At 39.8% G+C, this 26,389-nt stretch carries 22 protein-coding genes and 1 pseudogene; 17 read left to right on the forward strand and 6 right to left on the reverse strand.

The window, feature by feature from the left end; genetic code table 11:
- Positions 1–37 precede the first annotated feature (37 nt).
- From KW850_RS09140 to KW850_RS09165, 6 genes and pseudogenes are all read left to right on the forward strand, one after another.
- Entirely contained in the window at positions 38–211 is a 174-nt protein-coding gene (locus tag KW850_RS09140) for a hypothetical protein (protein WP_218347251.1), read from the forward strand.
- 272 nt (positions 212–483) lie between these two features.
- Entirely contained in the window at positions 484–2,667 is a 2,184-nt protein-coding gene (locus KW850_RS09145) for a malate synthase G (protein WP_218347252.1), read from the forward strand.
- 108 nt (positions 2,668–2,775) lie between these two features.
- Complete coding sequence (gene deoD / locus KW850_RS09150) at positions 2,776–3,495, forward strand: purine-nucleoside phosphorylase (RefSeq protein ID WP_218347253.1); 720 nt, start codon at positions 2,776–2,778, stop codon at positions 3,493–3,495.
- A gap of 416 nt (positions 3,496–3,911) precedes the next feature.
- The gene (locus KW850_RS09155) at positions 3,912–5,864 is read left to right on the forward strand and encodes an FUSC family protein (protein ID WP_218347254.1); all 1,953 of its coding nucleotides are present in this window, start codon (positions 3,912–3,914) and stop codon (positions 5,862–5,864) included.
- A pseudogene (locus KW850_RS09160) lies at positions 5,864–6,007 on the forward strand (isocitrate/isopropylmalate family dehydrogenase); the annotation flags it as partial. The gene KW850_RS09155 and the pseudogene KW850_RS09160, both read left to right, overlap by 1 nt.
- 67 nt (positions 6,008–6,074) lie before the next feature.
- Complete coding sequence (locus KW850_RS09165; RefSeq protein WP_218347255.1) at positions 6,075–6,626, forward strand: YybS family protein; 552 nt, start codon at positions 6,075–6,077, stop codon at positions 6,624–6,626.
- Positions 6,627–6,664: 38 nt separating this feature from the next.
- Here KW850_RS09165 and KW850_RS09170 read toward each other — a convergent pair whose 3' ends face one another.
- Positions 6,665–8,254 (reverse strand): acetolactate synthase large subunit, encoded by a 1,590-nt coding sequence (locus KW850_RS09170; protein WP_218347256.1) that lies wholly within the window; start codon positions 8,252–8,254, stop codon positions 6,665–6,667.
- A gap of 251 nt (positions 8,255–8,505) precedes the next feature.
- Between KW850_RS09170 and KW850_RS09175 the strand changes: the two genes are divergently transcribed.
- Together KW850_RS09175 and KW850_RS09180 are read left to right on the forward strand one after the other, a co-directional pair.
- Positions 8,506–9,444: an aldo/keto reductase gene (locus tag KW850_RS09175; protein ID WP_218347257.1), complete on the forward strand. Its 939-nt coding sequence runs from the start codon at positions 8,506–8,508 to the stop codon at positions 9,442–9,444.
- A 267-nt stretch (positions 9,445–9,711) separates the two neighbouring features.
- Positions 9,712–10,284, forward strand: a complete 573-nt coding sequence (locus KW850_RS09180) for a DUF2062 domain-containing protein (protein WP_218347258.1) — start codon at positions 9,712–9,714, stop codon at positions 10,282–10,284.
- Here the strand turns inward: KW850_RS09180 and KW850_RS09185 are convergent.
- Complete coding sequence (locus KW850_RS09185) at positions 10,281–11,117, reverse strand: SDR family oxidoreductase (protein ID WP_218347259.1); 837 nt, start codon at positions 11,115–11,117, stop codon at positions 10,281–10,283. The genes KW850_RS09180 and KW850_RS09185 overlap by 4 nt on opposite strands.
- Before the next feature lie 118 nt (positions 11,118–11,235).
- Positions 11,236–11,430: an alpha/beta-type small acid-soluble spore protein gene (locus tag KW850_RS09190; RefSeq protein WP_026567533.1), complete on the reverse strand. Its 195-nt coding sequence runs from the start codon at positions 11,428–11,430 to the stop codon at positions 11,236–11,238.
- A gap of 576 nt (positions 11,431–12,006) precedes the next feature.
- On the opposite strand from KW850_RS09190, the gene KW850_RS09195 reads away from it, so the two are divergent.
- Positions 12,007–13,131: an NAD(P)/FAD-dependent oxidoreductase gene (locus tag KW850_RS09195; RefSeq protein WP_218347260.1), complete on the forward strand. Its 1,125-nt coding sequence runs from the start codon at positions 12,007–12,009 to the stop codon at positions 13,129–13,131.
- Positions 13,132–13,218: 87 nt separating this feature from the next.
- On the opposite strand, the gene KW850_RS09200 is transcribed toward KW850_RS09195, so the two are convergent.
- Positions 13,219–13,914, reverse strand: coding sequence for a response regulator transcription factor (locus tag KW850_RS09200; RefSeq protein ID WP_218347261.1), 696 nt, complete (start codon positions 13,912–13,914; stop codon positions 13,219–13,221).
- Between the two features lie 147 nt (positions 13,915–14,061).
- On the opposite strand from KW850_RS09200, the gene KW850_RS09205 reads away from it, so the two are divergent.
- From KW850_RS09205 to KW850_RS09230, 6 genes are all read left to right on the forward strand, one after another.
- Complete coding sequence (locus KW850_RS09205) at positions 14,062–15,009, forward strand: alpha/beta hydrolase (protein ID WP_256358159.1); 948 nt, start codon at positions 14,062–14,064, stop codon at positions 15,007–15,009.
- A gap of 31 nt (positions 15,010–15,040) precedes the next feature.
- Positions 15,041–16,684, forward strand: a complete 1,644-nt coding sequence (locus KW850_RS09210; RefSeq protein WP_218347262.1) for a flavin-containing monooxygenase — start codon at positions 15,041–15,043, stop codon at positions 16,682–16,684.
- Between the two features lie 293 nt (positions 16,685–16,977).
- The gene (locus KW850_RS09215; protein ID WP_218347263.1) at positions 16,978–18,060 is read left to right on the forward strand and encodes a sulfate permease; all 1,083 of its coding nucleotides are present in this window, start codon (positions 16,978–16,980) and stop codon (positions 18,058–18,060) included.
- 269 nt (positions 18,061–18,329) lie between these two features.
- Positions 18,330–19,250, forward strand: a complete 921-nt coding sequence (locus tag KW850_RS09220; RefSeq protein ID WP_218347264.1) for a ketopantoate reductase family protein — start codon at positions 18,330–18,332, stop codon at positions 19,248–19,250.
- Between the two features lie 166 nt (positions 19,251–19,416).
- Positions 19,417–20,097 carry a spore protease YyaC gene (gene yyaC, locus KW850_RS09225; RefSeq protein WP_256358160.1) on the forward strand — a complete coding sequence of 227 codons (681 nt, stop codon included), beginning with the start codon at positions 19,417–19,419 and terminating at the stop codon, positions 20,095–20,097.
- A 114-nt stretch (positions 20,098–20,211) separates the two neighbouring features.
- Positions 20,212–20,889 carry a GntR family transcriptional regulator gene (locus KW850_RS09230; RefSeq protein WP_218347265.1) on the forward strand — a complete coding sequence of 226 codons (678 nt, stop codon included), beginning with the start codon at positions 20,212–20,214 and terminating at the stop codon, positions 20,887–20,889.
- A 52-nt stretch (positions 20,890–20,941) separates the two neighbouring features.
- Here KW850_RS09230 and KW850_RS09235 read toward each other — a convergent pair whose 3' ends face one another.
- Entirely contained in the window at positions 20,942–21,748 is an 807-nt protein-coding gene (locus tag KW850_RS09235; RefSeq protein ID WP_218347266.1) for an aspartate dehydrogenase, read from the reverse strand.
- 666 nt (positions 21,749–22,414) lie between these two features.
- On the opposite strand from KW850_RS09235, the gene KW850_RS09240 reads away from it, so the two are divergent.
- A complete protein-coding gene (locus tag KW850_RS09240) occupies positions 22,415–23,857 on the forward strand; it encodes a hypothetical protein (RefSeq protein ID WP_218347267.1) in 1,443 nt (480 codons plus the stop codon).
- Positions 23,858–24,048: 191 nt separating this feature from the next.
- Positions 24,049–24,762: an NAD(P)-binding domain-containing protein gene (locus tag KW850_RS09245; protein ID WP_218347268.1), complete on the forward strand. Its 714-nt coding sequence runs from the start codon at positions 24,049–24,051 to the stop codon at positions 24,760–24,762.
- Positions 24,763–24,816: 54 nt separating this feature from the next.
- Here the strand turns inward: KW850_RS09245 and KW850_RS09250 are convergent, their stop codons facing one another.
- Complete coding sequence (locus KW850_RS09250; RefSeq protein WP_256358161.1) at positions 24,817–26,040, reverse strand: hypothetical protein; 1,224 nt, start codon at positions 26,038–26,040, stop codon at positions 24,817–24,819.
- Positions 26,041–26,389: the final 349 nt, after the last annotated feature.

Genomic DNA, 26,389 nt, shown 5'->3' on the forward strand with positions numbered 1-26,389 from the left:
AGTAGAGGGCAATTAAGATAAGGAAGGAGACATATTTATGAATAAACCTTTTGGATACCCGGATATTTTCTATAACGAAGTCATCTATTTTTTAGAAACGAAATGGAACCGTCGACTAAGTGATCACGAGCGACATGTACTTATTGAAGGCTATCGATTTGGCAGGATGGTTGAGGCAGAAAATGAGATCAGAATCCTTTCGGCTAAGTAATTTTTTGAAGGCATTTATCCTAATGGCAGCAGTTGCTGCCTTTATGAATATTTTTATCATATTTTAAAATGAACTTTGCAAATTGCAAGGTTTTTTCTCGTTTTAAGTATTGTATAATATAGGAAGCGTTTAAATTTATAAATAAGAATGTAGTTGTTTCAGTTGTCAAGTAGTGAAGGGAGGAGCAGGTGAAGAAACATCAAAGAGATTCGCAGATTTATAAGTTCTTAACGGATGTAAAAGTTTAAGCTACATAAGGAGGAAATTGATAGATGTCAAACTATGTGAAAATAGGTAATCTTCAAGTAGCGGATGTACTTTACCATTTTATTAACGACAACGCACTGCCTGGAACAGGCTTGGACCGTGAGCAGTTTTGGACTGATTTTGAAGCACTCTTTGATGAATTAACACCGATTAATAATCAACTTCTTGAACGAAGGGATAACATTCAACATAAAATCAATGCCTGGCACAGGATCAATAAAACCTTCCACTTTGAAAATTATCAATCATTCTTGAAAGAAATTGGTTATTTAGAACCGGAGACTGCTGATTTTCAGATTAGTACGGAAAATGTTGATGAAGAAGTAGCGGTAAAAGCTGGGCCTCAGCTCGTTGTCCCAGTTGATAATGCCCGCTATGCGTTGAATGCAGCCAATGCCCGTTGGGGAAGTCTTTATGATGCCTTATATGGAACGGATGCGATTAGTGAAGTGGATGGTGCCCAACGAAAAGGGGCTTACAATCCAATCCGCGGAGAAAAAGTTATTGCTTTTGCAAGAGAGTTTCTAGATCAAGCCGTTCCGTTGAAACAATTTTCTCATAAGGAAGCTGTCAAATATTCTGTTGTGGATGAGAAATTAGCGGTTTTACTTCGAAGCGGCGCAACTATAGGACTTCTGGATGAATCCAAATTTTGTGGGTATCAAGGGAATCCAGAAGAACCATCTGCCATTTTGCTGAAAAACAATGGACTCTATTTTGAAATTCAATTTGATCACAGCCATCCAATTGGAAAGACGGATTTAGCTGGAGTAAAAGATATTTTCATAGAGTCAGCCTTGACAACGATTATGGATTGCGAAGATTCTGTTGCTGCGGTGGATGCAGAGGATAAGGTTAAAGTTTACACCAATTGGCTCGGGTTAATGAAAGGTGATCTGACGGCTGCAATTACAAAAAATAATAAGACGATTACTCGATCGCTTCTGTCTGACCGAGAGTATATCTCCCCGACAGGTGAGGAATTTGCCTTAAAAGGCCGTTCCCTCATGTTTGTCCGCATTGTCGGGCATTTAATGAAAAGTCAGGCGATCCTTGATAAGGATGGAAACGAGGTACCAGAAGGATTAATGGATACGGTCCTTACAAGTTTAATAGCCAAACATTCTCTTTTGGCAATTGGTAAATATCAAAACTCTTCTAGGGGATCGATTTATATCGTTAAACCCAAAATGCATGGTTCAGAAGAAGCGGCTTTTGCAAACGAAACATTTAATCGCGTGGAAGATATGCTTGGACTAGAGCGGAATACCCTAAAGATTGGTGTTATGGACGAAGAGCGCCGGACGTCATTAAACCTGAAAAATTGTATCCGTGAAGTAAAGGATCGAATCGTATTCATTAATACGGGGTTCTTAGATCGGACGGGAGATGAAATCCATACATCGATGGAGATCGGTGCCGTGATTCGGAAAAATGATATGAAATTTTCGACATGGTTGCAAAGCTATGAAAAATCGAATGTGTTTGTCGGACTTGCTGCGGGTTTAAAAGGCCGAGCCCAGATCGGCAAAGGAATGTGGGCGATGCCAGACCTGATGGCCGAAATGCTGAAGCAAAAAATCAGCCACTTACAAGCGGGCGGCACAACAGCATGGGTTCCTTCCCCAACAGCTGCAACCCTTCATGCACTGCATTATCATCAATTGGATGTTTCAAAGGTGCAAGAAGAGTTAGCAAAGGATATCCAGGATCTGAGAGATCAGATCTTATCAATCCCTGCTGCCGAAAATACTAACTGGTCCGCGGAGGAAATTCAGCAGGAGCTTGATAATAATGCACAGGGTATCCTAGGTTATGTTGTTCGCTGGGTGGAAATGGGTGTTGGCTGCTCAAAGGTACCCGATATTAATCATATTGGGTTGATGGAAGACCGTGCGACCCTTCGTATTTCGAGTCAGCATATCGCTAACTGGCTTCACCATGGGATTTGTTCAAAGGAACAGGTAATGGAAACCTTAGAGAGGATGGCCAAGGTGGTGGACCAGCAAAATGCAGGTGATCCAGCATATCGCCCAATGGCTTGTGATTACAATCAATCTGTAGCGTTTCAAGCTGCATGCGATCTAGTTTTTAAAGGGTACGATCAGCCAAACGGTTACACAGAGCCGATTTTGCATCGCCGTCGTATTGAAGCAAAAGCCAAATGGGGAGTCAAGAATCCAAACTAATCGTAAAAGCAACTACATGCAATAGATGTAGTTGCTTTTTATGATGAATGAAACTGTAAACTTATGGGAAAATACTTTTGATAGTAATTGATTAAGGGAGTGAAAAGTATGAGCAACACGGAACAAAAGGAAACACCTCATATTAAACCAAACGGGGTTGAAATTGCCGATACAATACTTTTGCCTGGGGATCCTTTACGGGCAAAATTTATTGCAGAAACCTATTTAGAGAACCCGATCCAATTTAATTCAGTCCGAAATATGTTTGGATATACAGGATCCTATCAAGGGAAGAAAATATCTGTTATGGGAACAGGCATGGGGATGCCCAGTATGAGTCTCTATTCCTGGGAGCTGATTCATGTTTTTGGTGTGAAAAATTTGATTCGGATCGGTACTTGTGGCGCCATCCAAGACCAAATGAATTTGTATGATATTGTTTTGGCGATGGGGGCATCGACGGATTCTCGCTATGTTCATCAATACAACCTTCCTGGAGAGTTTTCAAATATTGCTTCCTTTTCTTTGTTGGAAAAAGCAAAGAAAGGAGCAGATGCAAAAAGTCTTCCTGTTCATGTCGGCAATGTACTTACCAGTGATATTTTTTACAATGCTGACCCGACTGCTATAGAAAAGTGGCGCAAAATGGGAATTCTTTGTGTAGAAATGGAAACCGCGGGCCTTTATATGAATGCCGCGTATGCAGGGGTTAATGCGTTGACCATTTTGACAGTGAGCGACCATATTATAAGGAATGAACAAACGACACCAGAGGAAAGACAAATAGCATTTACTAATATGATGGAAATTGCGTTGGGGCTCGCTTAGGTGTGCAGAATTGATATTGCCTGAATCATTGACCGAAAGTGGTAAAAAATTATCCTTTCGGTCAATGAAAGACGGTTACATTTCTATTCCTTAAGAAAAATGGGGTCAGTTTTTCGCTGCTTTAAAGCACCGAGAAAACTGGCCCTAAATGTTTTCAGCTATCTATTAATCTATGAAATAACCAAACCTTTCACCCTCGTATTTTTTGATAATCATACGGTTCTTGGGATCACCGAAGACAATGGTTTGCTCTCATGTGGAAACCGGGTTTCTTTTTACAAAGAGAAATTCCATTATTGCAGCAAGTCGTTATCAATGAGCCAGCCACCAGCAAACAAGAGAAGCCTAATGGCATTTCACTAAAATTAGTATTATAATGTTCAAAAAAATGACTAATTTTGGAAAGAAGCGATTGCATGGTTGATAGCCACAAATCAAAAGCATCTAACTATAAAGTCCTAATAATTATGAAGCAAGCAATGGCAGTTAACAAAAAGCCGTTTCCGTGGCTTAAGGCCCTTTGTGCAGGTGTTGCTGCTGCTCTTCCTGTAATAATTGGCTTATTATTGGATAACTTTGAATATGGGTTGTTGGCTGGGATGGGTGGCTTTACCTACCTTTATGTATTTAATATTCCATATGCGCAGCGTGCAAAAAAGCTATTTTTTGTCATCCTTGGCATGTGCTCGGTCACCGTATTAGGGACACTTGCTGCTCCTTATCCGCTTGCCATCTCCATTTTAATGGGATTTATTGGAGCTGTCGCTATTTTTATTTTTGGAGCACTACGAATAGCGGGACCCTCTGCCATTTTTTTTGTGTTGGTTTTTGCGATGACAACAGGGATGCCGATTCAACCAGAACTTGCTCCGTTGCGCGCTGGACTTGTGTTTCTTGGTGGTACCTTATCATGGTTTATTGCCATGGCAGGCTGGTTCTTTAATCCCCATGGCCCGGAAACAGAGGTCGTTAAAAGAGGTTATCTGGAATTGGCTGCGTTTCTGGATTCGGTTGGTACAAAGAAATTTAATGAGTCCAGAAATCGCTTGATGTCGGTACTAAAAGAAGCAGAGGAAACACTTGCTGCGGGATATATACCTTGGCGAACCACAGACCTATTTAATCGTTTATACGTGCTAAATAATCATGCTAATAAAATCTTTTTATGTGTCCTTGAAAATTTTTCAGAACGTTATGTTATCCTTCCACCTGAATTAGGTCAGACTGTCCGGGAAATGGCTCATTCATTGGGGAAGAAGGATAAGAGTGAAGGCGGGACCAAAAAAATTCTCCAGCCTGTTGAGGTGGACGAAAAAGTGGTTCATTTATTTACAAAAGTTTATGATGCCGATGCGATTATGAATGAACCAATTTCCAAAATAAATCAAACCATTCAAATCTTCAAACCATCTTATAAGACAGTTTTTATGGGAGCCTTTCATAAAGACTCGATTGTTTTTATTACGGCGATACAACTTGGGGTTATCACAATCATTGCTGCTATTATTGCCTTTCAGTTTGGATTGGTCCGCTCCTATTGGGTGCCATTATCTTGTGTAGCTGTTTTGTCAGGTTCGACGATTGTAGCCACTTATCATCGTGCGATTCAAAGAGGATTTGGCACCATACTTGGTATCTTAATAGCTAGTTTCATTCTAGCTACACACCCTGATGGCTATATAATTGCTTTTTTTATCTTACTATTGACGTTTATTACCGAACTTTTTATTGTGAAAAATTATGGATTAGCGGCCCTATTTTTTACACCGAATGCATTACTAATGGCAGAAAGCACAAGTCAGGAAAGCCTTAGCTTTGCTTATTTTGCTTCGGCTAGATTAATCGATGTTGTGATCGGAATTTGTATAGGTATCATCGGTATATGGTTGGTTGGAAGACGGTCCGCCTCTAGTCGACTGCCGCATTTAATTACCACAACCATTCGAAGTCAGGCGCATTTTTTGTTCATCCTCTTTTCAGAACAAGGGGATGGTTTTATTGCTTCTGAGAGTAGGGAATTGAAAAAAATGCGCACGAATATTATAAATTTAATAACTCTCTATAATACAGCGGCGGGAGAGATTCCAGTTAATCAAAAGGCTGTGGAAAATTATTGGTCTGTTATTTTTGCGATTGAGCATTTAGGATATTTACTAGAAAAATGTTCAAAAACTGAAGAGCGGCCATTTCTTTCGGATGAAAAACTGTCCAAGTTGCTCTATGTATTTGAGACGATGGCCAATGCTGCCGAGCGGCAACGTCCACCTTATTTAAAAAATGTCCCTGAAATCGAAGGTTTTTCTAGCATTAAAAATGAAATTATCCACCTGCAAAGATCGCTTCAAAGTGAAGTCAAGGTTTCTAAGTAACGGCACCTGATATTATTGGGAAAGGCATCGCGAATCCGATTGGCCAGATCTGGACGGCCAAAATGATGTTGGACCATTTTGGTGAAGTGGAGTTGGGAAATTTATTGCTTGATACAATTGAGTGTGTAACAAATGCAGGGATCGGTTCCATTCCGATTAACTAGTTAATATATTGTAATGTATTAACTAGTTAAGACAGGGGTGGAACCGATGTATTTATTCAAATCAATTTCGGGTGAAATTAAATCAGCAAAGCAAGTCTTTAAACATCAAACAAAAACAAAACGTCTGGTTTTAGCTGCTCTTTTTGCCAGCATTGCGGCAGTTCTCCAAGCTGCAGGCGGTTTTATTCCTGTCCTTGGGTATTTTATCAGTCCATTTGCAACAGCCCCAATCCTTCTCTGTTCGATGCTTTCACTTCCGCTTGGAGCTATGGCCTATTTTCTTACCAACTTATTGCTAGTTATCCTCCAGCCTAGCGAATTGTTTGTCTTTCCATTTACAACTGGCTTACTAGGACTAGGCACCGGTTTCGCTTTTTACTTTTTCAAAAAAAGATTAACGATCATCGCAGTAGGTGCGGCTTTTTTAACTTTAGGTATTCTGATCCTTCTTAGTGTTTTTAACTTCCCCGTTTTAGGGCCCGCCGTTTCTACTTCCTTTTCCTTGTTAACCACTGGCGTAATTTTTTTATTTTCTTTCATTTATAACTGGATCTGGGTCGATATGGGAATATTCTTTTTAAAAAGGGCTATCTCTTAGTTACTTTCCAAATCACACCTGTTTCTTGAGGCTGGGTGTCAATTTTCCAAGACAACGTCGATTAAAACGATATTCTCCTTATACAGGAGTGCATCTTTGAGGATGTTATCAAATTCGACAAGGTTACGTGCCCGTTTTCCAGAAATTCCGAAACTGGCAGCCAATTTAACAAAATCTGGGTTTTGGAAGGTTGCTCCTTGGCTCTCGCCGAACTTTTGGTTCATTTGCTCCACCTCAAGTTTTAACATCGAGTCGTTTAAAACAAGGATAATGAAGGAGAGACCAAGCCGTTTGGCCGTCTCTATTTCAGCAAAATTCATTAGGGCCCCGCCATCACCGGTGATACAAATAACCGGAGCATCGGGACAAGCTAGCTTCGCCCCGATGGCTCCCGGTACGGCAATTCCCATTGATGCGAGCCCGTTTGAGATAATTAACCGATTAGGACCTTTCGGCTGAAATGTTCGCGCAATTGAAACCTTATGGGAACCGACATCAGATATCACGATCGTTTCCTCTGAAGTATGAGCTTCAATACTGTGGAGAACATTCTCAATCGCAAAGGAAAGAGTATTGGGTTGATACGGGTCAATTTGATAAACAGTTTTTATGTTTTCCTTGAGTTTATCTGTTGGAACCCAGGATTTCGTTGGGAGGACGGATTGATTTAGGCGCTGCAAGGTTTTCCTTATATTCCCAACCAATTCCACCTTAACAGGGTAATATTCATTGATTTCTGCAGGTAATGTATCGATATGTAAAACAGGAAGTTTCCTTCCATTCCAATCTTTTGGCAGTTTTTCAACAAAGTCAAATCCGATGACAATCAAGAGATCAGCCTCATTTAAACCAGGTCCTACTTCATCGTTTTCCTTAAATCCGAAGGTAAAGAAATTAAGGGGATGTTCTTTAAAAAGCACCCCTTTTGCCATAAAACTATGTGTAACAGGGGATTGAAGGGTCTCAATAAAGGGTAGAAGTTCAGAGACAGCCTCCTGCCTAATGACCCCGTTACCAACAATGATAAAGGGTTTCAGACTTTTTTTGATCAGGGTATTTGCTGCTTCGATTGACTCGTTAACAGGAATACATTCTGGCAATGATGTCACGGGTAGTGGCTCACCTGGAATCATTTGAGTGGCAAAGTTCTCTGGTAAACTAATGGTGACGGAACCCGTTTTTTCCATTTTTGCTATCCTAAATGCTTTTCGGATGATCGCCGGGACTGTTTGTGATTCATTGATTTGTGTGCTCCATTTTGATACAGGTTCGAACATTTTTACGATATCGATGTATTGATGGGATTCTTTATGGTGACGTTCCAAACCAGCCTGCCCAATTAAGGCCACTAAGGAGGAATGATCGAGCTGGGCGCTTGCAATTCCCGTCAATAAATTGGCAGCGCCAGGACCTAGGGTTGATAAACATACCCCCACTTTTCCTGACAGTCTTCCATAAACATCGGCCATAAATGCTGCACCTTGCTCGTGCCTAACATTTACATACTGAATTTGGGACGAGTTTGATAGGGAATCAACGAGGTCCAATATTTCCGTGCCGACAATTCCAAACACATATTCCACGCCTTCGTTTTCTAAACAATGAACAAGTACATCCGTTACTTTCATCATGTCCTCCATATCATGTTAATTACCTATGATTACCGATGCCTAAAATTTTTAACCGTTTTGGGCATCATACTTCTCGTATGGTTACCGCTAACAACCATTTTTCACCTTTCCGGTGACCATATGTTTCCTACCCATATTCTTTCCTAAATCCGATTTTATTTTAATAAGGAAAATAAAAGCATTAACTTTGTTTTCTCATTTAATCGTTTGTTATCATTAAATTAGTAAAATAAGGGAGCTGAATGTACATGACAACGAAACTGATTCAAATCGGGAAAACAGAGTTATTGGTCAATCCAATTGGTCTTGGAACCAATGCCGTTGGAGGACATAATCTTTTTCCAAACCTTGATGAAGAAGCCGGGAGAGAGTTAGTTCGTACAGGTCTGGCTAATGGGATTAATTTCTTAGACACAGCCTATGTCTATGGATTGGGGCGATCAGAAGAAATCATTGGGGAAGTCGTGAAAGAAAGCGGAAATCGTTCAGAAATTGTCATTGCATCTAAAGCAGCCCATAAATTAAGTGGAAATGAAATGCACCTAGATAACTCACCCGCTTTTTTAAAACAAGCCGTCGAAGAGAGTTTAAAACGGCTTCAAACAGATTATATCGATCTATTTTATATTCATTTTCCCGACCAAGATACACCAAAAGCCGAAGCGGTAGGGGCATTAAAACAATTGAAGGATGAAGGGAAAATCAGATCGATTGGGGTTTCTAATTTTACTTTTGATCAATTGAAAGAAGCGAATAAGGATGGTTACGTAGATGTCTACCAAGGCGAATACAACTTATTAAGCCGCAGTGCCGAGCGAGAATTATTTCCATACGTGACCAAACAGCAAATTTCTTTTGTCCCATTTTATCCGCTAGCTTCTGGATTATTAACGGGAAAGTATGCGAGCGAAACTGAAATAAGTGAAAAGAATCGCAAAAGACCACAATTTCAGGAAGGCGTATACGAACAAAATTTGGAAAAAATAGAGCTTGTTCGTAAAATTGCATCAGCAAAGGGGGCGGAGGTTGCCCAAATCATTTTGGCTTGGTATCTGTCTCGTCCATGTATCGACGTGATCATTCCAGGTGCAAAGCGAGCGGACCAAGTGCTACATAATCTTAAAACCTTAGAGGTTCAGTTAACAGCTGAAGAGATTCAAGAAATCGATCGAATATTTCCATCATAAAGGGAAAAGAAAAGCCGTGAATAATGATATTTTATCACTTTTTCACGGCTTATTTTAATGAACTAAGGAATAATAATAATCATTCTTTATTTAATCGCTGCTTCTAGGAGGATAAAGGAAAAATTATCCTTGGTAATATATGATTTCGCTTACATTTCACAAATTTGCCCTTAATTATTCTATTTTTAATGTTATGATATTTGTAATAGGAATATGGAACTAATTGCCGATGGTTTTGAAAATCTGATATAAAAAGGAAGTATTCGTATGAACATAAAACCTAAAAAACATCCTTTTTTTAAACGACTTGGACGAGCTTTTAAGTTGAATTTTATTAAATTGCTTCGTTCTCCTGGTGGAGCCAAAAAAGTTTCTTTAGGATTTGCGATTGGCTTTGGCCTAGAAATGATTGTTCTTTCTTCTGCTTCCCTTATTTATATCGTATTTGTACCAATGGTTCGGATTGCAAGAGGTTCCTTGCCTGCAGCTATCATCGGAAATGTGATTGGAAAGCTATCCTTTTTACCTGTTCTGCTCCTTCCCTTTGCAAAAAAAATCGGTAAACTGATTTATCCCATTGACGGGAGAATTGGTCAAAAGTCACCGTTTTCTTTTGGACCATTCATGCATGGCGATTTCCGTGGTGTGGTTGGTCTTCTTCATGGCGGGGTCCATGTGTTAATTGGGATGACAATCTTTGGGATCATCCTTGGGATCATCTCTTACTTCCTTGTTCATTATTTTTATGAAAAAGAAAAAACGAAAAGACTGACGAGAATTCGAGATAAACAAGCCCTTCGTAAAAATAACTTGATCATGATTGATGCGACAAATAATTAAGGTTTAAGGCGCTTAAGAATGATTGTTTCCAACAATTTCCACGGCAGTAAATTTTTTAACCTTATCATATTCTTTACACCGGCCCCGATGGGATATCTAAGGTCAGGTAATTTTGGTTGCGAGGCAATTTGTGCAGCCAATTTCGCAACCTCGATGGGATTGCCATGATGGGGTTTTCCGCCTTCAATTTCATTAAGTAAACTCTCCATATAGGAGGTGTACGGGGACTGAGGATTGACCTCCATTCCGTTCACACTTGCCCAGATGTTGGTTTGATAAGAACCCGGCTCAATTAAGGAAACATCAATCCCAAATGGTTTCAGTTCGAGGCGTAAGCTTTCGCTATAACCCTCAAGAGCATATTTGGATGCAACATAAGCAGATAAGCCTGGGAATCCTAATCTCCCGCTAATACTGCTGATATTGATTATTCTACCTTGTTTCTTTTCCCGCATTATTGGCAGAACCGCTTGAGTGACCGCAATTACTCCGAATAGGTTTGTTTCGAATTGCCTCCGATAATCATCAACTGATAATTCTTCACTAAAACCACCAAGGGCAAACCCTGCATTGTTCACTAACAAGTCGACTGTGGTGTAAGCAACGAGAATGCTTCGAAAACGTTGAATCGAATCACTAGAAGTTACATCAAGCGGTTGAACATTGATGAAATCCTCGACTTTGTTTTCTTTAGCAAGAGCTAATAATCGCTCTGCTTTCGAGATATCTCTCATGGTTGCGAGCACGGTAAAGCCCTTTAATGCTAATTCAATCACGGTTAACATCCCGAACCCGCTTGAAGACCCTGTAACAATTGCTGTTCTCTGCTTCATGATTACCTCCTTAACTGCCTTTTCTTCTATTTAATCGTAAAAGGGAGAAGTTTGTATACCCAAAATGGAAAAAGGCTGTCCCAAATTACGAGGGACAGCCTCTTTTTGAAATCAACCGTTATTGATTTTGGTGATTTCGGAGGGTTTGTTCAGCATAGGCAACAAGACGTTTCGTCATTTCACCGCCGACTGAACCGTTAGCTCGTGCGGTCGTATCAGCACCAAGTTGAACTCCAAACTCGTTGGCAATCTCTTCTTTCATTTGATCTAAAGCATTATCTGCTCCAGGAACCAATAGTTTGTTTCTAGCCATGATACATCACTCCCGACGAAGGTTTTTTGTTGAGCAATTAGGAATCGCTCGTATATAATTTAACCGGTTTTGGTTCATTTCATTATCTGCGGAAAATGCGATTGTACTTTTTTAAAGTAAATGGTTCCAACTTTTGCTAAAATGTGAGAATGAAAAAGAGGAAGGAGGTGTCGTTGGTTTACCCAAGGGAATAGTGTTCCAATGATCGGGGATATTATACTTATTGTTGGTAAACATTTATTTAGAAAAGTGAGTGATGACAGGTATGATAGAATTCCCAAAGAATCTATATTGTGAAAAGTGCGGCAAGGAAACTGAACATATAGTACGTGAAGATGCATTAGAAATAGAGTATATTTGTAATGAGTGTAAAAATGAACAAGAGATTATTAAATCCTTTTTTTAAAAATAGGCTATGTTATAGCTTATTATTGATTTTGGCACCCTGTTGACTGGAGTAGAAGGCGCGAAGACTCCTGCGGGAGTCTCCCCGGACCGCCCGCGAACCGCACGCGCCTGGAGCGGAAATCAACAGGCAAGTGTAACAGAGTCTAAAAATAAAGAAATAGGTGTTATATGCAGAAAATAATTATAATTGGAGCAGGGATTCTGGGTGCATCTACTGCCTATCACTCTGCGAAATTAGGTGCAGTGGTGACTTTAGTAGATCGAAGCGACACCGGACAGGCGACGGATGCTGCAGCAGGGATTGTATGTCCTTGGCTTTCGCAGCGGCGAAACAAAGCATGGTATCAATTAGCTAAAGGCGGAGCTCGTTACTACCCAGAATTAATTGCTCAATTAGAAGCAGATGGAGAGAGAGATACAGGCTATCAACAGGTAGGAGCAATTAGTCTACATACGGAAATGAATAAACTCGAACAAATGGCGGAACGAGCACGGAAACGTCGAGAGGATGCACCTGAAATTGGAGAAATAACGATTCTATCGCCCACTGAAACAAAGCAATTATTTCCACCATTGTCTGAGCAATATGGTTCCGTTCATGTGAGTGGGGGAGCACGTGTAAAGGGTAGTGCATTACGTGACTCGTTAATTCGTGCTGCGAAAAAGAATGGAGTAACAGTTGTAAACGGGAATGCGTCCCTCGTAATGGAAGGAAACCAAGTGCTGGGGATTAAAACTGAGGATAAAATGTATTGCGCAGATCAGGTAATTGTTACGGCAGGAGCGTGGTCGAGAGAGCTTTTACAGCCATTAGGTGTTCAGTTTTTAGTTAAGCCCCAAAAAGCGCAAATCGTTCACCTTGAATTGCCTGGAACAGATACGAGCCATTGGCCGGTGGTCATGCCTCCTCAAAATCATTATATCCTTACCTTTGATAATGGCCGAGTCGTTGTCGGTTCGACTCATGAAAATGAGGCTGGATTTGACACTCGTGTAACGGCTGGTGGAATGAATGAGATATTAAGCAAAGCACTTGAAGTGGCTCCAGGGCTATCTGCATGTACATACCTTGAAACAAGAGTCGGTTTTCGGCCATTTACGCCAGGATTTTTGCCAGTCATCGGGGCGTTGCAAGGATTTGAAGGAATCTATGTTGCCAATGGTTTAGGGGCATCAGGGTTAACGAGTGGGCCGTATCTGGGTGCAGAACTGGCCAAATTTGTCTTGGGGAACCATACAGAAATAGACCCAATCAACTATAATGTGGAAGGAGCACTTTCACCAGAAGCATAAAAAGTCAAAGCACCCATTTGGGTGCTGAGCCTTTATTGTTCTAATCAGGTCATATTTTCTCAGGGAATAAAGCGCTTTCTAAAAAAACTACGAAATGATTCCTCTTCGAAAAAGTTCTCCAATCGCATGGGAACGATTCTGAACGCCTAGCTTTTTAATAGCTGTTTTTACATATTGTTTTACCGTTAATTCGCTGATTTCCATCAAATCTGCCATTTCCTTTGTACTTTCTCCCCAAGCAATTCTTCGCATTACCTCTAGTTCGCGCTTACTTAAGCTTTGTGGATCCTCCACACTATCAAATTTCTCCAAGAACTTTCCTATTTCTTTGCCATAAAGAGTTAAGGTGGAGAGGAGTTTATCATCTATCCTTGATTCTTTCTTGAACTCCGTGGTGCAAATGTATCCAATAATAACAGACCGGAAACAAATTGGTACCACGAGAATGGAATTTACACTCGATGTGGTGATGTATTTACTACTTGTTTGCTTTAAAAATTCAATTCCTGAACAATACTTCGCTTTCTTTTCATTAATTGCAGAATAAATAATCGATAGGGAACGGATATCATCCCGAATATCACCAATATGTATTATCCCATCAGAGGTCAATAAGATAATTCCTTCACCTAGAAAACCTAACGGAGAAAATCTAAATAAATAGGCATTCATGACGGGATAAAGCCCCATGTAAACCTCAAGAATTTTATATAATCTTTCTTCATGGCAGGTAGCGTCCTCTAATTTTTGAAGCTGTTGCAAAAAGGTATACTGAGATGTCAAATTATCATCTCCTTTTTTGGGATATAACACGTCTAAAATTGGGAATATTCAAATTATACAAAAAATTATAAGCTTAAGATAGACTTTTAGGAAAATTCTTTTTCTATGAAAGTTGAAAAATCCTCATTTACGAAAGGAAGATGTTCTTTGGCCAATTTAGATCCGCAAGCAAAAGTTTATTTAGAATTGTTCAGTCAGATGCCATTAATCCAGACATTAGATGCACAGACCGTTAGAGAGATGTTTGCATTAGCCCCTCCTGTTGAGGTAGAGTTGGCACATCTTGCGAAGGTAGAGGACAGAATGATTCCTGTTGCCGATGATGCTGAAATTAAGGTTAGAATTTACACTCCTGAAGGTCAAGGACCATTTCCACTGTTTGTTTATTACCATGGCGGCGGCTGGGTAATTGGTGATCTTGAGACAGCTGATCCTAGCTGTAGAATGATTGCGAATCGCACAGGAAGAGTGGTCGTTTCTGTAGATTATAGGCTTGCACCTGAATATAAATTCCCTATCCCTGTAGAAGACTCCTATGCAGCATTAAAATGGGTTAGTGAGAATGCTGCGGCATTAAATGGAAACGCTTCCAATCTTGTGGTTGGCGGTGACAGTGCAGGTGGAAATCTATCTGCCGTCGTTTCGTTAATCGCCAAGGAACAGAATGGTCCAGACATTGCTGCACAAGTCCTTATTTACCCAGTGACAGCCCTCGGATATGACACTAAATCATATGAAGAGTTTCAACAGGGCTATGGGCTTGATAGAGATTTAATGAAATGGTTTGGCAATTACTATATTAATAGTGAAGAAGATACAAAAAATAAATATATTGCACCATTATTAGCAGAGGATTTAGGTAATCTTCCGCCAGCTTACGTGCTAACTGCAGAAAATGATGTTCTGAGGGATGAAGGATTAGCCTATGCAGACCGCTTAAAGCAAGCTGGGGTCAAGGTTGAATCGATTATTGAACAAGGATTAGTGCATGGTTATTTTACGAATATGGCGGTATTTCCAGAACGAATTGAAGGATCTATTTTAAAATTCTCGAAGTTTCTGAGTGAAATAGACCAAAAGGTTGGCAGAGTTTAACGGATAAATTAGATGCGGGAGGAGGAGTAGGATGAAATCGACGAAACAATCGAATCATGTTGCTAATTATGACGCTGTTGTTATCGGGGCAGGGTTTTCAGGGTTGTATACGCTTCATCGCTTACGTGAGGCTGGTTTCTCTACCCGAGTATTCGAGGCAGGTGAGGGGGTTGGCGGTACATGGTATTGGAACCGTTATCCTGGAGCGCGCTGTGACTCGGAAAGCATCTATTATAACTATACTTTTTCTGAAGAACTATACAAGGAATGGACATGGACTTCAAGATATCCTGAGCAGCCAGAGATACTAAGTTACCTTAACTTCGTGGCAACCAAATTTGATCTCCGTCGTGACATTCAGTTTAAGACGCGGATTACGGCTGCACATTATAACGAAGAGACAAATAGATGGCTGGTTTATTTAAATGATGGGACAAGTGTATCAGCAAAGTACTTTATCACTGGTGTAGGCTGTCTATCTGCGGCCAATGTACCAAACTTTAAAGGAATCAATAATTTTAAGGGTAAGTGGTACCACACCGGACACTGGCCGCACGAAAAGGTTGATTTTAAGGGCAAGCGTGTTGGAATAATAGGGACTGGGTCGACTGGGGTTCAGGCCATCCCGGTCATTGCTCAAGAGGCAGACCATCTTACTGTCTTCCAGCGAACACCACAGTATTGCGCCCCTGCGAGAAATCATCCCTACGATCCGGAATATATCTGGCAGGCTAAAGAAAATTTCAGCGAGATTAAACGACAAATGCGTGAATCACAGGGCGGCCAGCCAGTCACACCACCTACTAAGTCAGCACTAGAAGTTACACCAGAGGAGAGAGAGCAAGTCTATGAGGAGGCATGGGAGCAGGGTGGACTAGGACTTTTCTCGGCCTATTACGATATAACGATAAATGAAGCTGCCAACGAAACGGTGGCCGAATTTATCCGTACCAAAATCCGTCAGATTGTTAAGGAACCTAAAGTAGCCGAAAAGCTTTTGCCAAGCTATTTTTATGGGACAAAACGTCCAATCATTGACACGAATTATTACGAAACTTATAACCGAGACAATGTCACTTTAGTAGATGTAAAAAAAGCGCCAATTGTAGAAATTACTCCAAATGGACTCCGGACCACGGATGGTGAGTATGAACTGGATACGCTTGTTTTTGCGACGGGATATGATGGTATGACAGGGCCATTGTTGAAGATCGATATTCGTGGGAAAGATGGGGTGTCACTGAAGGAGAAATGGGCAGGAGGAGCACAAACAAGGACGTACCTTGGAATTGCAAATGCTGGGTTTCCAAACATGTTCATGATTACTGGTCCAGAAAGTCCATCCGTTCTAAGTAATATGCCTGTCTCTATTGAGCAGCATGTCGAATGGATCGCCGATTGTATCGAATATATGCGTAGTCAGGGTGTGGATACAATTGAAGCGAAGGTCGAAGCGGAAGAAGCTTGGAGTAAGCATTGCCGAGAGGTAGCTGAATCAACGCTCTTTACTAAAACGGATTCATGGTACACTGGTGCCAATATTCCTGGAAAACCACGTGGATTTCTGATTTATTTAGGCGGAGTCGGTGCTTATCGCCAAAAATGTACTGAGATTGCTGTCAATGGATATGAGGGCTTTTCATTAATGTCATCATCTCAGGCAGCAACCCGTTAATAGGTTACAGGAACAAATAATCTTTGAAAAAAAGAGTCTTCGGACTCTTTTTTTTGTTGGCTGTGTTAATGGTTACTGTTGATTTTAAGCAAGTTAGTTTTATGAAGCAATTTTTAAATTTTTTTAGAAAATTCAAAGACCTTCGTAATAATTAATTGATTAATGAGGTATAGAATTGTATAATTATCAACATATTAAATTATTCCTACCTGAATAGTGTGGATTATTTAAGTTGAAACATGAGCTAATAGTTTACCGGTATAATAGATAGGTGACATAAGGGGAGATTCTACATGGTTTGGACGTCAATTGCTTTTATTATTGCTTTCTTCTTCGCAATGAATATTGGAGCAAGTGGTACGGCAGCATCGATGGGGTCCGCTTACGGTGCAGATGCCATTAAGAGTAAGCGAATGGCAATGTTGTTAGTGGCTGTGGCAGCATTTCTTGGGGCTGTGCTTGGGGGAGGAGAGGTTGTGAAAACAATTGGCGAGGGAATTATTCCTTCTAGTCTCCTATCGATTAAATTAGTCGTACTAATCCTTGCTGGTGCTACCTTGACGTTATTTATTGCAAATATAATAGGGATTCCTTTATCAACTAGTGAAGTTACCGTTGGCTCAATTGTAGGAGCTGGGATCGCGTTTAAAAGTTTGTACATAAATAACCTGTTGGTGATTGTTTTATTTTGGGTGTTAGTCCCAATCGTCTCTTTTCTCATTACCCTTATCCTCGGGAAAATCATTGCTGCGGCTGAGAAAAGATGGGTTGGTTTAACTAAAAATGGAAAATGGAAAAAATGGCTGGCAGTTTTACTTGTCGTGGGGGGCTGTTTAGAGGCCTTTTCAGCAGGGATGAATAATGTCGCAAATGCAGTTGGGCCGCTGGTTGGGGCCGGAATGATTTCCACGACTAAAGGAATCTGGATTGGCGGGCTATTCGTCTCAATTGGCGCTATTTTACTAGGGAACAGGGTTCTTGAAACAAATGGGAAGAAGATTACTAGACTGTCTTTACTAGAAGGAAGCGCTGTTTCCTTTACGGGAGGAACCCTCGTTATTGTGGCATCAATATTTGGACTCCCAATTCCGCTGACACAGGTAACTACTTGTGGAATTTTAGGTATAGGTGCTTCACAAAAGGGCTTAGGCATTTGGCAAAAATCTGTCATTCAAAGAATCCTTAAAGTTTGGCTTATCTCCCCGTTAGCTTCACTTGTTATTTCTTATATCCTGATTAATCTTTTAGTGGAGATTAATATTTATAATATTTTCATCATTTTAAGCACATTAATTGCAACTTTGGGAGCATTAAGTCTTTCAGCGACCATCCGCAAGGAGAACAGCACCATTCATGATGATGGTGGTGGAATATAAATGAAAAACTCTGTTGGAAGCTATTCAACAGAGTTTTTATATTTTATTTAAAAGCTGTGTTAATGGTTATTGTTGATAGTTTAGCAATGTTGATTGGAGAAGAAGGCGAAGCTTCTTAAGCACCAATCAACAGGCAAGTTTAATAGTGCCTTTATTTAAAAAATAATAAGATGATAAAATAGTAGGAGATAATCGATTCTGCAATCAAAATACATACAAAAAATCTGCCATTTTAGTAGATGAGCAGGAGAAAGGGATGGTAATTGGTTATGGAGATAAAAAAGGTATCAATCATTGGTTTAGGGGCATTAGGAATCATGTATGGACATTATTTTTCGAGGAGAATGCCAAAAGCCGATTTACGGATCATTGCGGACCGGAAGCGAATCGAAAGATATGAGAAGGAACATGTCTACTGTAATGGTGAACGCTGTGAATTTACATTTCTGACACCTGATGAAATATGTGAGGCAGCTGATTTGCTAATATTCACGGTAAAATATGATGGGCTAAAAGATGCGATTCAGTCCGTTCTGCATCATGTAGGTGAGCACACAATTATATTATCTGCCCTAAATGGGATTTCCAGTGAGGCAGTAATTGGAGAGACTTATGGAGATGACCATATTTTATATTGTGTGGCCCAAGGAATGGATGCAGTTAAAGTTGGAAATCAGTTGACCTATGACCATAGGGGTATCCTTGTTATTGGGGAACGTGAACCAGACTTGATATCTGACAAGGTAAAGAGTGTGGCAGCATTTTTTGAGAAAGTAGGTCTTCCCTATGAAATCGATACGAATATGGTGAAACGGCAATGGGGGAAGTTTATGTTAAATGTGGGGGTCAATCAAACCGTTGCCGTCTTTCAGAGTAATTATGGCGAGGTACAACGGGAAGGAAAATCTAGAGAAATGATGATTGCAGCGATGAAAGAGGTTATCGCGCTTTCAGAAAAAGCAGGGATTAATTTAACCGAAGCTGACTTAGACTATTGGTTAAGTGTATTGGCAACCTTAAGTCCAGACGGAAAACCGTCCATGGCTCAAGATGTCGAAGCCAGCCGCCCGAGTGAAGTGGAATTGTTTGCTGGAACTGTCTTAAACTTAGCTGATCAATACCGTATTCCAACACCAGTAAATAAAGAATTGTACAAACGGATTCAATTCATTGAAAGTCAGTACAAATAAAATAGTGCCTGACACCCATTTGGTGTCAGGCACTATTTTGTTACAGAAATGTGAACTCGCCTATTCTTTTTTATGATTTTTATATGAATGGATATGGAAGGTTTTAGCATCGCTATCATAAAATATAGGTAGACGTGGAAAAATTCTCGAGAGAAGTGTAGGGAACATGACAGTGGGCAAATGGATAGAAATAGGGAACTACAACTTGAGAAGAGGGTTGATGCTAATGTGGCCTTTTGACAGCAAGAAAAAGACCATTGAGAAGGCAGGAAAATCATGCTATTTTTCCGTAAAAGAGACCACAGAAGGAAATGAGTTTAATGAATTTGTTAATAAACTGAAGGAAGTCCTAACCAATACCTCTAGGGAAGTCATATTTTTGTGTGTGGGTTCCGACCGTTCAACAGGAGACTCACTCGGTCCCATCTTGGGGACGATGCTGAAAGAAACTAACATCCCATTCCCTGTGTACGGAACCTTAGAAAAACCAGTTCATGCCTTAAATATGCATATAATCCTGAAAGAAATTAATCAAACACACAATAATCCGTTTATTTTAGGCATCGATGCTTGTTTGGGAGATGAACGGCAAATTGGGTTCATATTCTTAAAAGAAGGTTCATTAATTCCTGGGATCGCTGTCAATAAAAAGCTGCCACAAGTGGGGGAATACCATATGAAGGCAGTTGTTAATTACCTGGATCCACTTTCACCGGTACAATCCTTAAATAACACGCGATTATTTACGGTCATGATGATTGCCGAAGTGATGACAAAGATTATAGCGCAAGCTGTATTTGGAGAAGTGTTATCTTACAAAAGACCAAGTGAACATCTCCATAGATAGTAAAGTTACGTATGAACTATTTTTTTTTTTGGTAATTCCAACCAAAGAATTTGAAGTTTTTAAATAGTGTGAGGTATAATTGGTACAATGTATACCTAGAAAGAAGGAGAAACTGTGGGGAATAATTGGGCCGAGGAAGATTTAATTTCTTTACGTGAAAGGGTCTTTATTCATATTAAAGATCTTATTTTAGAAGGTGAATTTAAAACGGGTGATCGTTTAGTAGAACGGGAACTAGCCGAACGATTAAATATTAGCAGGACTCCGATTCGCGAAGCGTTATTTAGACTAGAATCTCAAGGATTTGTAAAAACCGTTCCAAGAAAAGGTGTAATTGTCGCAGATATTTCGGAAAAGGAAATTATTGAAGTATTTACGATTCTGTCCTCGCTTGAAGTTTTAGCAGCTAAACTAACTGTTCAAAAGTTAGACGATGAAACCAAAAGTAAGTTTATTGAATACAGTAAAAAAGTAGAGGATTGTTTAAGGAATAAGGATGATCACGATTTCTCTAATTTACATGGTGACTTGAATCATCTCTTATACAGTTCAGCAAAAAATGCCAAACTTTATGAAATATTAAGCGGCTTATCGGATTATATTCGAGCTTTTGCCAAGACAGGATATAAAAATCCGGGCCGGCCTGTACAATCGATGGAAGAGCACTTACGAATTATGGAGGCTATTATTAATCAAGAGGCAGAAATGGCCGAATATTTGACCAAGATTCATATTGAAAATTCACGAAAAGCGTATACTGAGGCAGTCAATCAAGGAAAAAAGAAGAAATAAAAGGAAACTCCATCCCAATTAGGTGGAGTTTCTCTTTTTCTATTACAACAAATTAAACGCCGATCACTACGGATGAAGTTAGGTTTTGCAATACTTTTGCTACACTCATAGCAACAATCGGACTGGATTTAGGATTTTCCTGAAAAGGATTGTTTTGAATAGTGGTTTCCATTTGACCGAAATAACCCTTTGCTACTATGGTGTGGGTATTCATTTGAATGGTCGGGTCTACATAGACTTGAACCTTCGTTTTTTCAAAACCGATACCAGCGAGGCTTAACGCTGCCGATACGTTTACATTTTGAGGAAATAATGTTGCCGCATTTCTGGCATTGCCATCAAAGATACAAACAGGATCAGTAATCGTGTCTAAATTGACTTTTTCCTCCGCAATCGTACCATACCAACTTTTTGGTGGTTTCCTTGTAATCAGTGTGATTTCATCAATTTCCCCTAATACCCCAGCAGCGATTCGGTCCAAACCAGCAATGGCTGCTGAAGGGATAATCAATTGTTTCTTGGAATTCGCTGCGGCCGCTTTTAAAGACTCATAGAAATTTCTATCCGCTAAAGCACCTACCGAAAGGATGACTAAATGACTTCCAAAGGAAAGGGCTTTTTCCCCGTAAAGTTGGAGGGCCTGATGTCCAGCTGCTTCAATGATAATATCTAAATCTTGGTTAAAAAAAACTTCTTCATTCCTAGTTACTGTACATTGATCTGGTAATTTGTCAAAAGTGCCGAGCGGGGTTCGAACCAAAATGGCTTGAAGAACAACATCGCCAGCTTTTCCTGACTCAATTAATTTACTTATACTCTTTCCTAGTGTTCCATATCCAATGATACCTGCTTTAAGCATATTCATTCTCTCCTCGAGATTAAATTTTTTTGGAACCATTCTAATAGAAAGCTATCAATCTATGTACAAAATTTCGTATACCGTATACCATTAATTTTCTACATTTTAGCCGATTGCACCCACAAAATCAATATCAATAAGATAAATATAGGTAAACTTCTAAATTTTCAAAATAGTTTGCAAAGATAAAAGAATAATGGTATATTATGTTCAACCTTATTGAAAACAAGGTGTACATAGTGAAAAAGAGGGGGTTGATCTAGATTAATCCTTAACAACAAACTACATAAAATCCAGTAAAAAAGAGTGTAAGCGCATTCATTGAAATTTTATGTAGATTGATTAATTAGGATTAAAATACGTCTGGCTATAAAGTTTCTTTTGATTCAGGATTTAGTTGCCATCAGTAATTCCGTAAAAAATTTATTTAACCATGGTATACAATCTACAGTATGCAAAATATTCTCTCTCGAAAATTTATTCTTTTAATGAAACTTGCCATTGTTCATCTTTTTAGTGAGTATGAAAAGAAAATTAGAAGTAGAGGATTTACACCATGAAAATATTCTACATAAAACGGTATTCCTCTCCTACGATCTTTTCCAATAGTTAAGGGAATCTTCGCTACAAACGTTTTAAACTATTTTAAAACTACGGAGGGGAAATATGGAATTAACAGCAGCTCATTGGGTCTATCTAGTTGTCACTGTAGCCGTTATTATTATCATGCTTTTTAGAAAAGGTGTTGTTTTACCACTTATTATTGGAACCTTTTTAGTGGCAGCCGTGTATAAAGGCAGCGTGATTGCCGGATTTCAAGCCGTCTTTAATGCTAACCTTGTTGCGGCAAAGGAGCTATTTAGTATTTTCCTAATCATATCCATCATGATCGGTCTCCTTAATTCCTTGAAGGATCTAGGGGCGGATAAACGGATGGTTGTACCGATTCAAAAAATAATGGTAAACGGACACGTTTCTTATTTAGTCTTAATGGTCACGACGTTTGTGATTTCACTCTTTTTCTGGCCAACCCCAGCTGTTCCATTAATTTGTGCTTTATTAGTACCTGCTGCAGTTAGTGCAGGATTGCCAGTCATGACCTCAGCAATGGTTATTGTTATTGCAGGACAAGGTATGGCCCTTTCATCAGACTATATTATGCAAGTAGCCCCAATGTTAAGTGCGAAAGCCGCAGGAATTGATAAATCCTTAGTTTCAGATAAGGCCTTCATTCTTTCTCTTATTACTGGATTAACTTCTCTTACGATTGTATATGCAACACATCGAAAAGCGATTACAAAAAAATCTGTTAATGAGATTAATAAAGAAGGAAAAGCATTCTTCCAAGTTAGCGAAGAACTTGCTGCTACAGTAGAAGAAACTGCCGAAGTTATTAAGGTAAAAGAAAAATGGGGAAAAATCTTTGCTATCATTGTGCCGTTAGCGATGCTGGCTGTTATGATTTTTATGTTCCAGACTAAAATTGGCGGTGGAGCTGGATTCGAGGGAGGCGACGGTGCTGCTTTTATCGGCGGGGTTGCTACGATTCTCTTAGTATTGGCGACAATCGCGTTTAACCGCATTCATGCACTTGATAAAATCAGCGAACATATTACTGAAGGGTTTGTTTTCGCTTTTAGAGCAATGGCTCCCGTCATTCCGATTGCAGGTTACTTCTTTATGGGAAGTGGAGACTTTTCAGCATCTATCCTTTCGTTAGGTGAAGATGCAGCTAAGCCAGGATTCCTATTTGATTTGATCCAAGCAGCTCAAAATTATATTCCACACAGCCCATTTATTGCAGCATTTAGTATCTTAATCGTTGGTATTATTACCGGTTTAGATGGATCTGGATTTGCTGGTCTTCCGTTAACTGGTGCTTTGTCAGGAGCAATTGGACCTGGAAGTAACATCGATCCTTCTGTTCTTGCAGCTATTGGACAAATGGGTGCAGTTTGGAGCGGAGGAGGCACGCTGATTGCTTGGTCGTCACTTGTTGCAGTTGCCGGCTTCTTACAAGTGTCACCGTTAGAGCTGGCCAGAAAGAATTTCTTCCCAGTAATAACCGGACTTTTCCTTGCCACTCTTTTGGCAGTAATCATCTGGTAGATAAACAGTTTCCTTGTACTAAGCTATTTCATTAGACTAGATACAAATTAGGGGTCATAAATAAATAAAAGGGCTATCTCAAAAGTCAGCAGCGAACTGATTTTTGGGGTAGCCTTATTATTTTTGGATTGCAAAATCGTTATCTTAAATTGACAAGAGTCATAGGATGAAAGGAAGAGAGGGGATGGAAAATGAAAGACCACAGGATCGGTTTAGTAGGGCTTGGTAAATTAGGGACTGCGATGATGACACATTGGGACAAAAAAGGGATTGCCATTGGCGTTTATCATCCGGTACAAACGAAAGCAGAACACTTTCTGCAAGGGTTCCAAAATGGCTACCTCCAAACAGAAAGTGAATTGAGGGATGTTGATCTCTTAGTTCTAGCATTGCCAGCAACAGAAGTTATTCCATTTATTGCTTCTATAAAACTACAAGGTAATGTCCTATCTACACCAAGGATCATTAATATGGCAACAAATCTTCCTACCAATGAAATAAAGGTCAATTTTCCTGACTTAAAGGTACATGGGGTCAAATATATGGGACATTCAAAGGATTTATTGGAACATGGAAATGGCCTATTTATTACCGAAACTGAGTTACCACCCACGATTGGCGAACTTTTTCATGCACTTGGCAAGATAAATATTGATAGTGAGAATGTTTTATCAGAGGTAAACAAATTAGCCACGTATTTCGCTATCAAAACAGCAGTAACAATAGAAACGGAATGTATGAAAAGAGGATTGTCACCAGATTACCTGAAAAGAGCATTAACATCTTTAGCACCTGAAGTGATTCGCTCGTATAGCGAGGGGAGTCTTGGACACTTTGCGAAGGAAATAGCCGCGAAAATTAAAGCAGAGAGTTCTAGTGATAGTGATGGACGTAATACCCGATGAAATGGAAAAAGGTGTCAACCAAATGGGCTGACACCTTTTGTTCTGCACCAATAATTAGGATAAAAACATTTGTAATATAAATAGATACACCATGACACAGCCGATATAAATACTTGCGAAGGAAAGGTTCCAGTTCGACACTTTATAGGAGCTTTCCTTGACGATACTTGACATTAGACCTAATGTGGCATTATAGGGACCTACTAGAAAAGCAGATACAGCACCGGCTAACATCGCCACTGTCAAGATATGAGGGGAGATTCCAACCACCGTTGGATTCAAGCCTTCGGTCATTAATGCTAATGACACGGCAGGATGCAATCCTAAAAAGGCTAAAGCCAGTGGGATTAACGGTAGTAAAATTAAAAAGATCTCTACACCTGCAAATTGAATAAACTTGTTAACCCAGGCATCCAGAAAGACATTCGCATGAGTAACATTAATCGTTGAAATAAAAAAACCTGCCGATAAATAAATAAAGAATTGATCCTTCATACTTATAGAGAAGGTTTGAAAATGATTGACCAAATGGGCACCGAACTCCTTACCCTGCTTTAAGAAAAGGGACCAAACTAAGGCAAATGGTATGACCAGCAAGGAGACCAAAATTAAAAATGGATAAGGAAACTTTGATTCTACGAACGAAATGACCAGGTTAAAAATAATGATGGCCAATAGTATTTGAAAGACTCTACCTGCTCGATTCATCTGATCCACTGGTTCAACGGTTGCAGCAGTTTCGTGGACGGACAGGCTCTTTTTGTTTTGGATCATAATATTTGCCCTGCGTGAGCCAATATACCAATCCACACCAATGCCCACAATGCTTAAAGGAATTACATATGGAAGAATGGAGACCCAGCTTACATCCGTCATCGTGATTACAATCCCGACAATCGGAGTAACTGGTGCCCACAGTAAAGGCATCGCAAACCCGCGCGTGATTGCTCTACTCATGAACCGCTCCTTATTCTCAACGGGTATAACGTCTAAAGCAGGCCTAATCGAGTAATATGTCATTGGCAGGGTGGCCAGATTCATAAAAATACTAAAAAAATACGAAATACCAGACGTGATCATATACAGGTGACCAGAGGTTTTTACCCTCTTTTGAATAATGCTTTGTATGCCCCCGCTATATCCCCCTAATCTTATCGGAATCCCTAATATTGGAATAAGCGTAAACATGGTTAGCAAGTCAAGCATTGAGCCGAAAGAGAGGATGTATTGCTGCCACGGAGCTCCACTGGAAATTAGTAAGACCACACCAAAAAGCAAAAATGTACCTCCTAAAACTTGAACAAATCGCTTGGCTTGATATAAGGTCATAAGGACAATCAAAAGGCTAAGGCAGGAAATCAGTCCACTAAGATGAAGGCCGGGAAAGAGCACAGAGAATAAATACAATAAAATTACAAGAAAAAACAAATACCTCAGCATGTCATCAACACCCAATCTTTTTAAAAATTGTATACCAAACAAATCTTAAGAACGTAGATTAGTCACAAATTTGCCATTTATTCCGAACTTTTTTGGTATTTGGTATACAAAAAACTTGTTTTCTTGTTCCGCCCATTATACAATGACAGTATCAAATAACTCAATTCATAGGGGGCTTATCGATGTT

Source organism: Bacillus sp. sid0103, assembly GCF_019219025.1.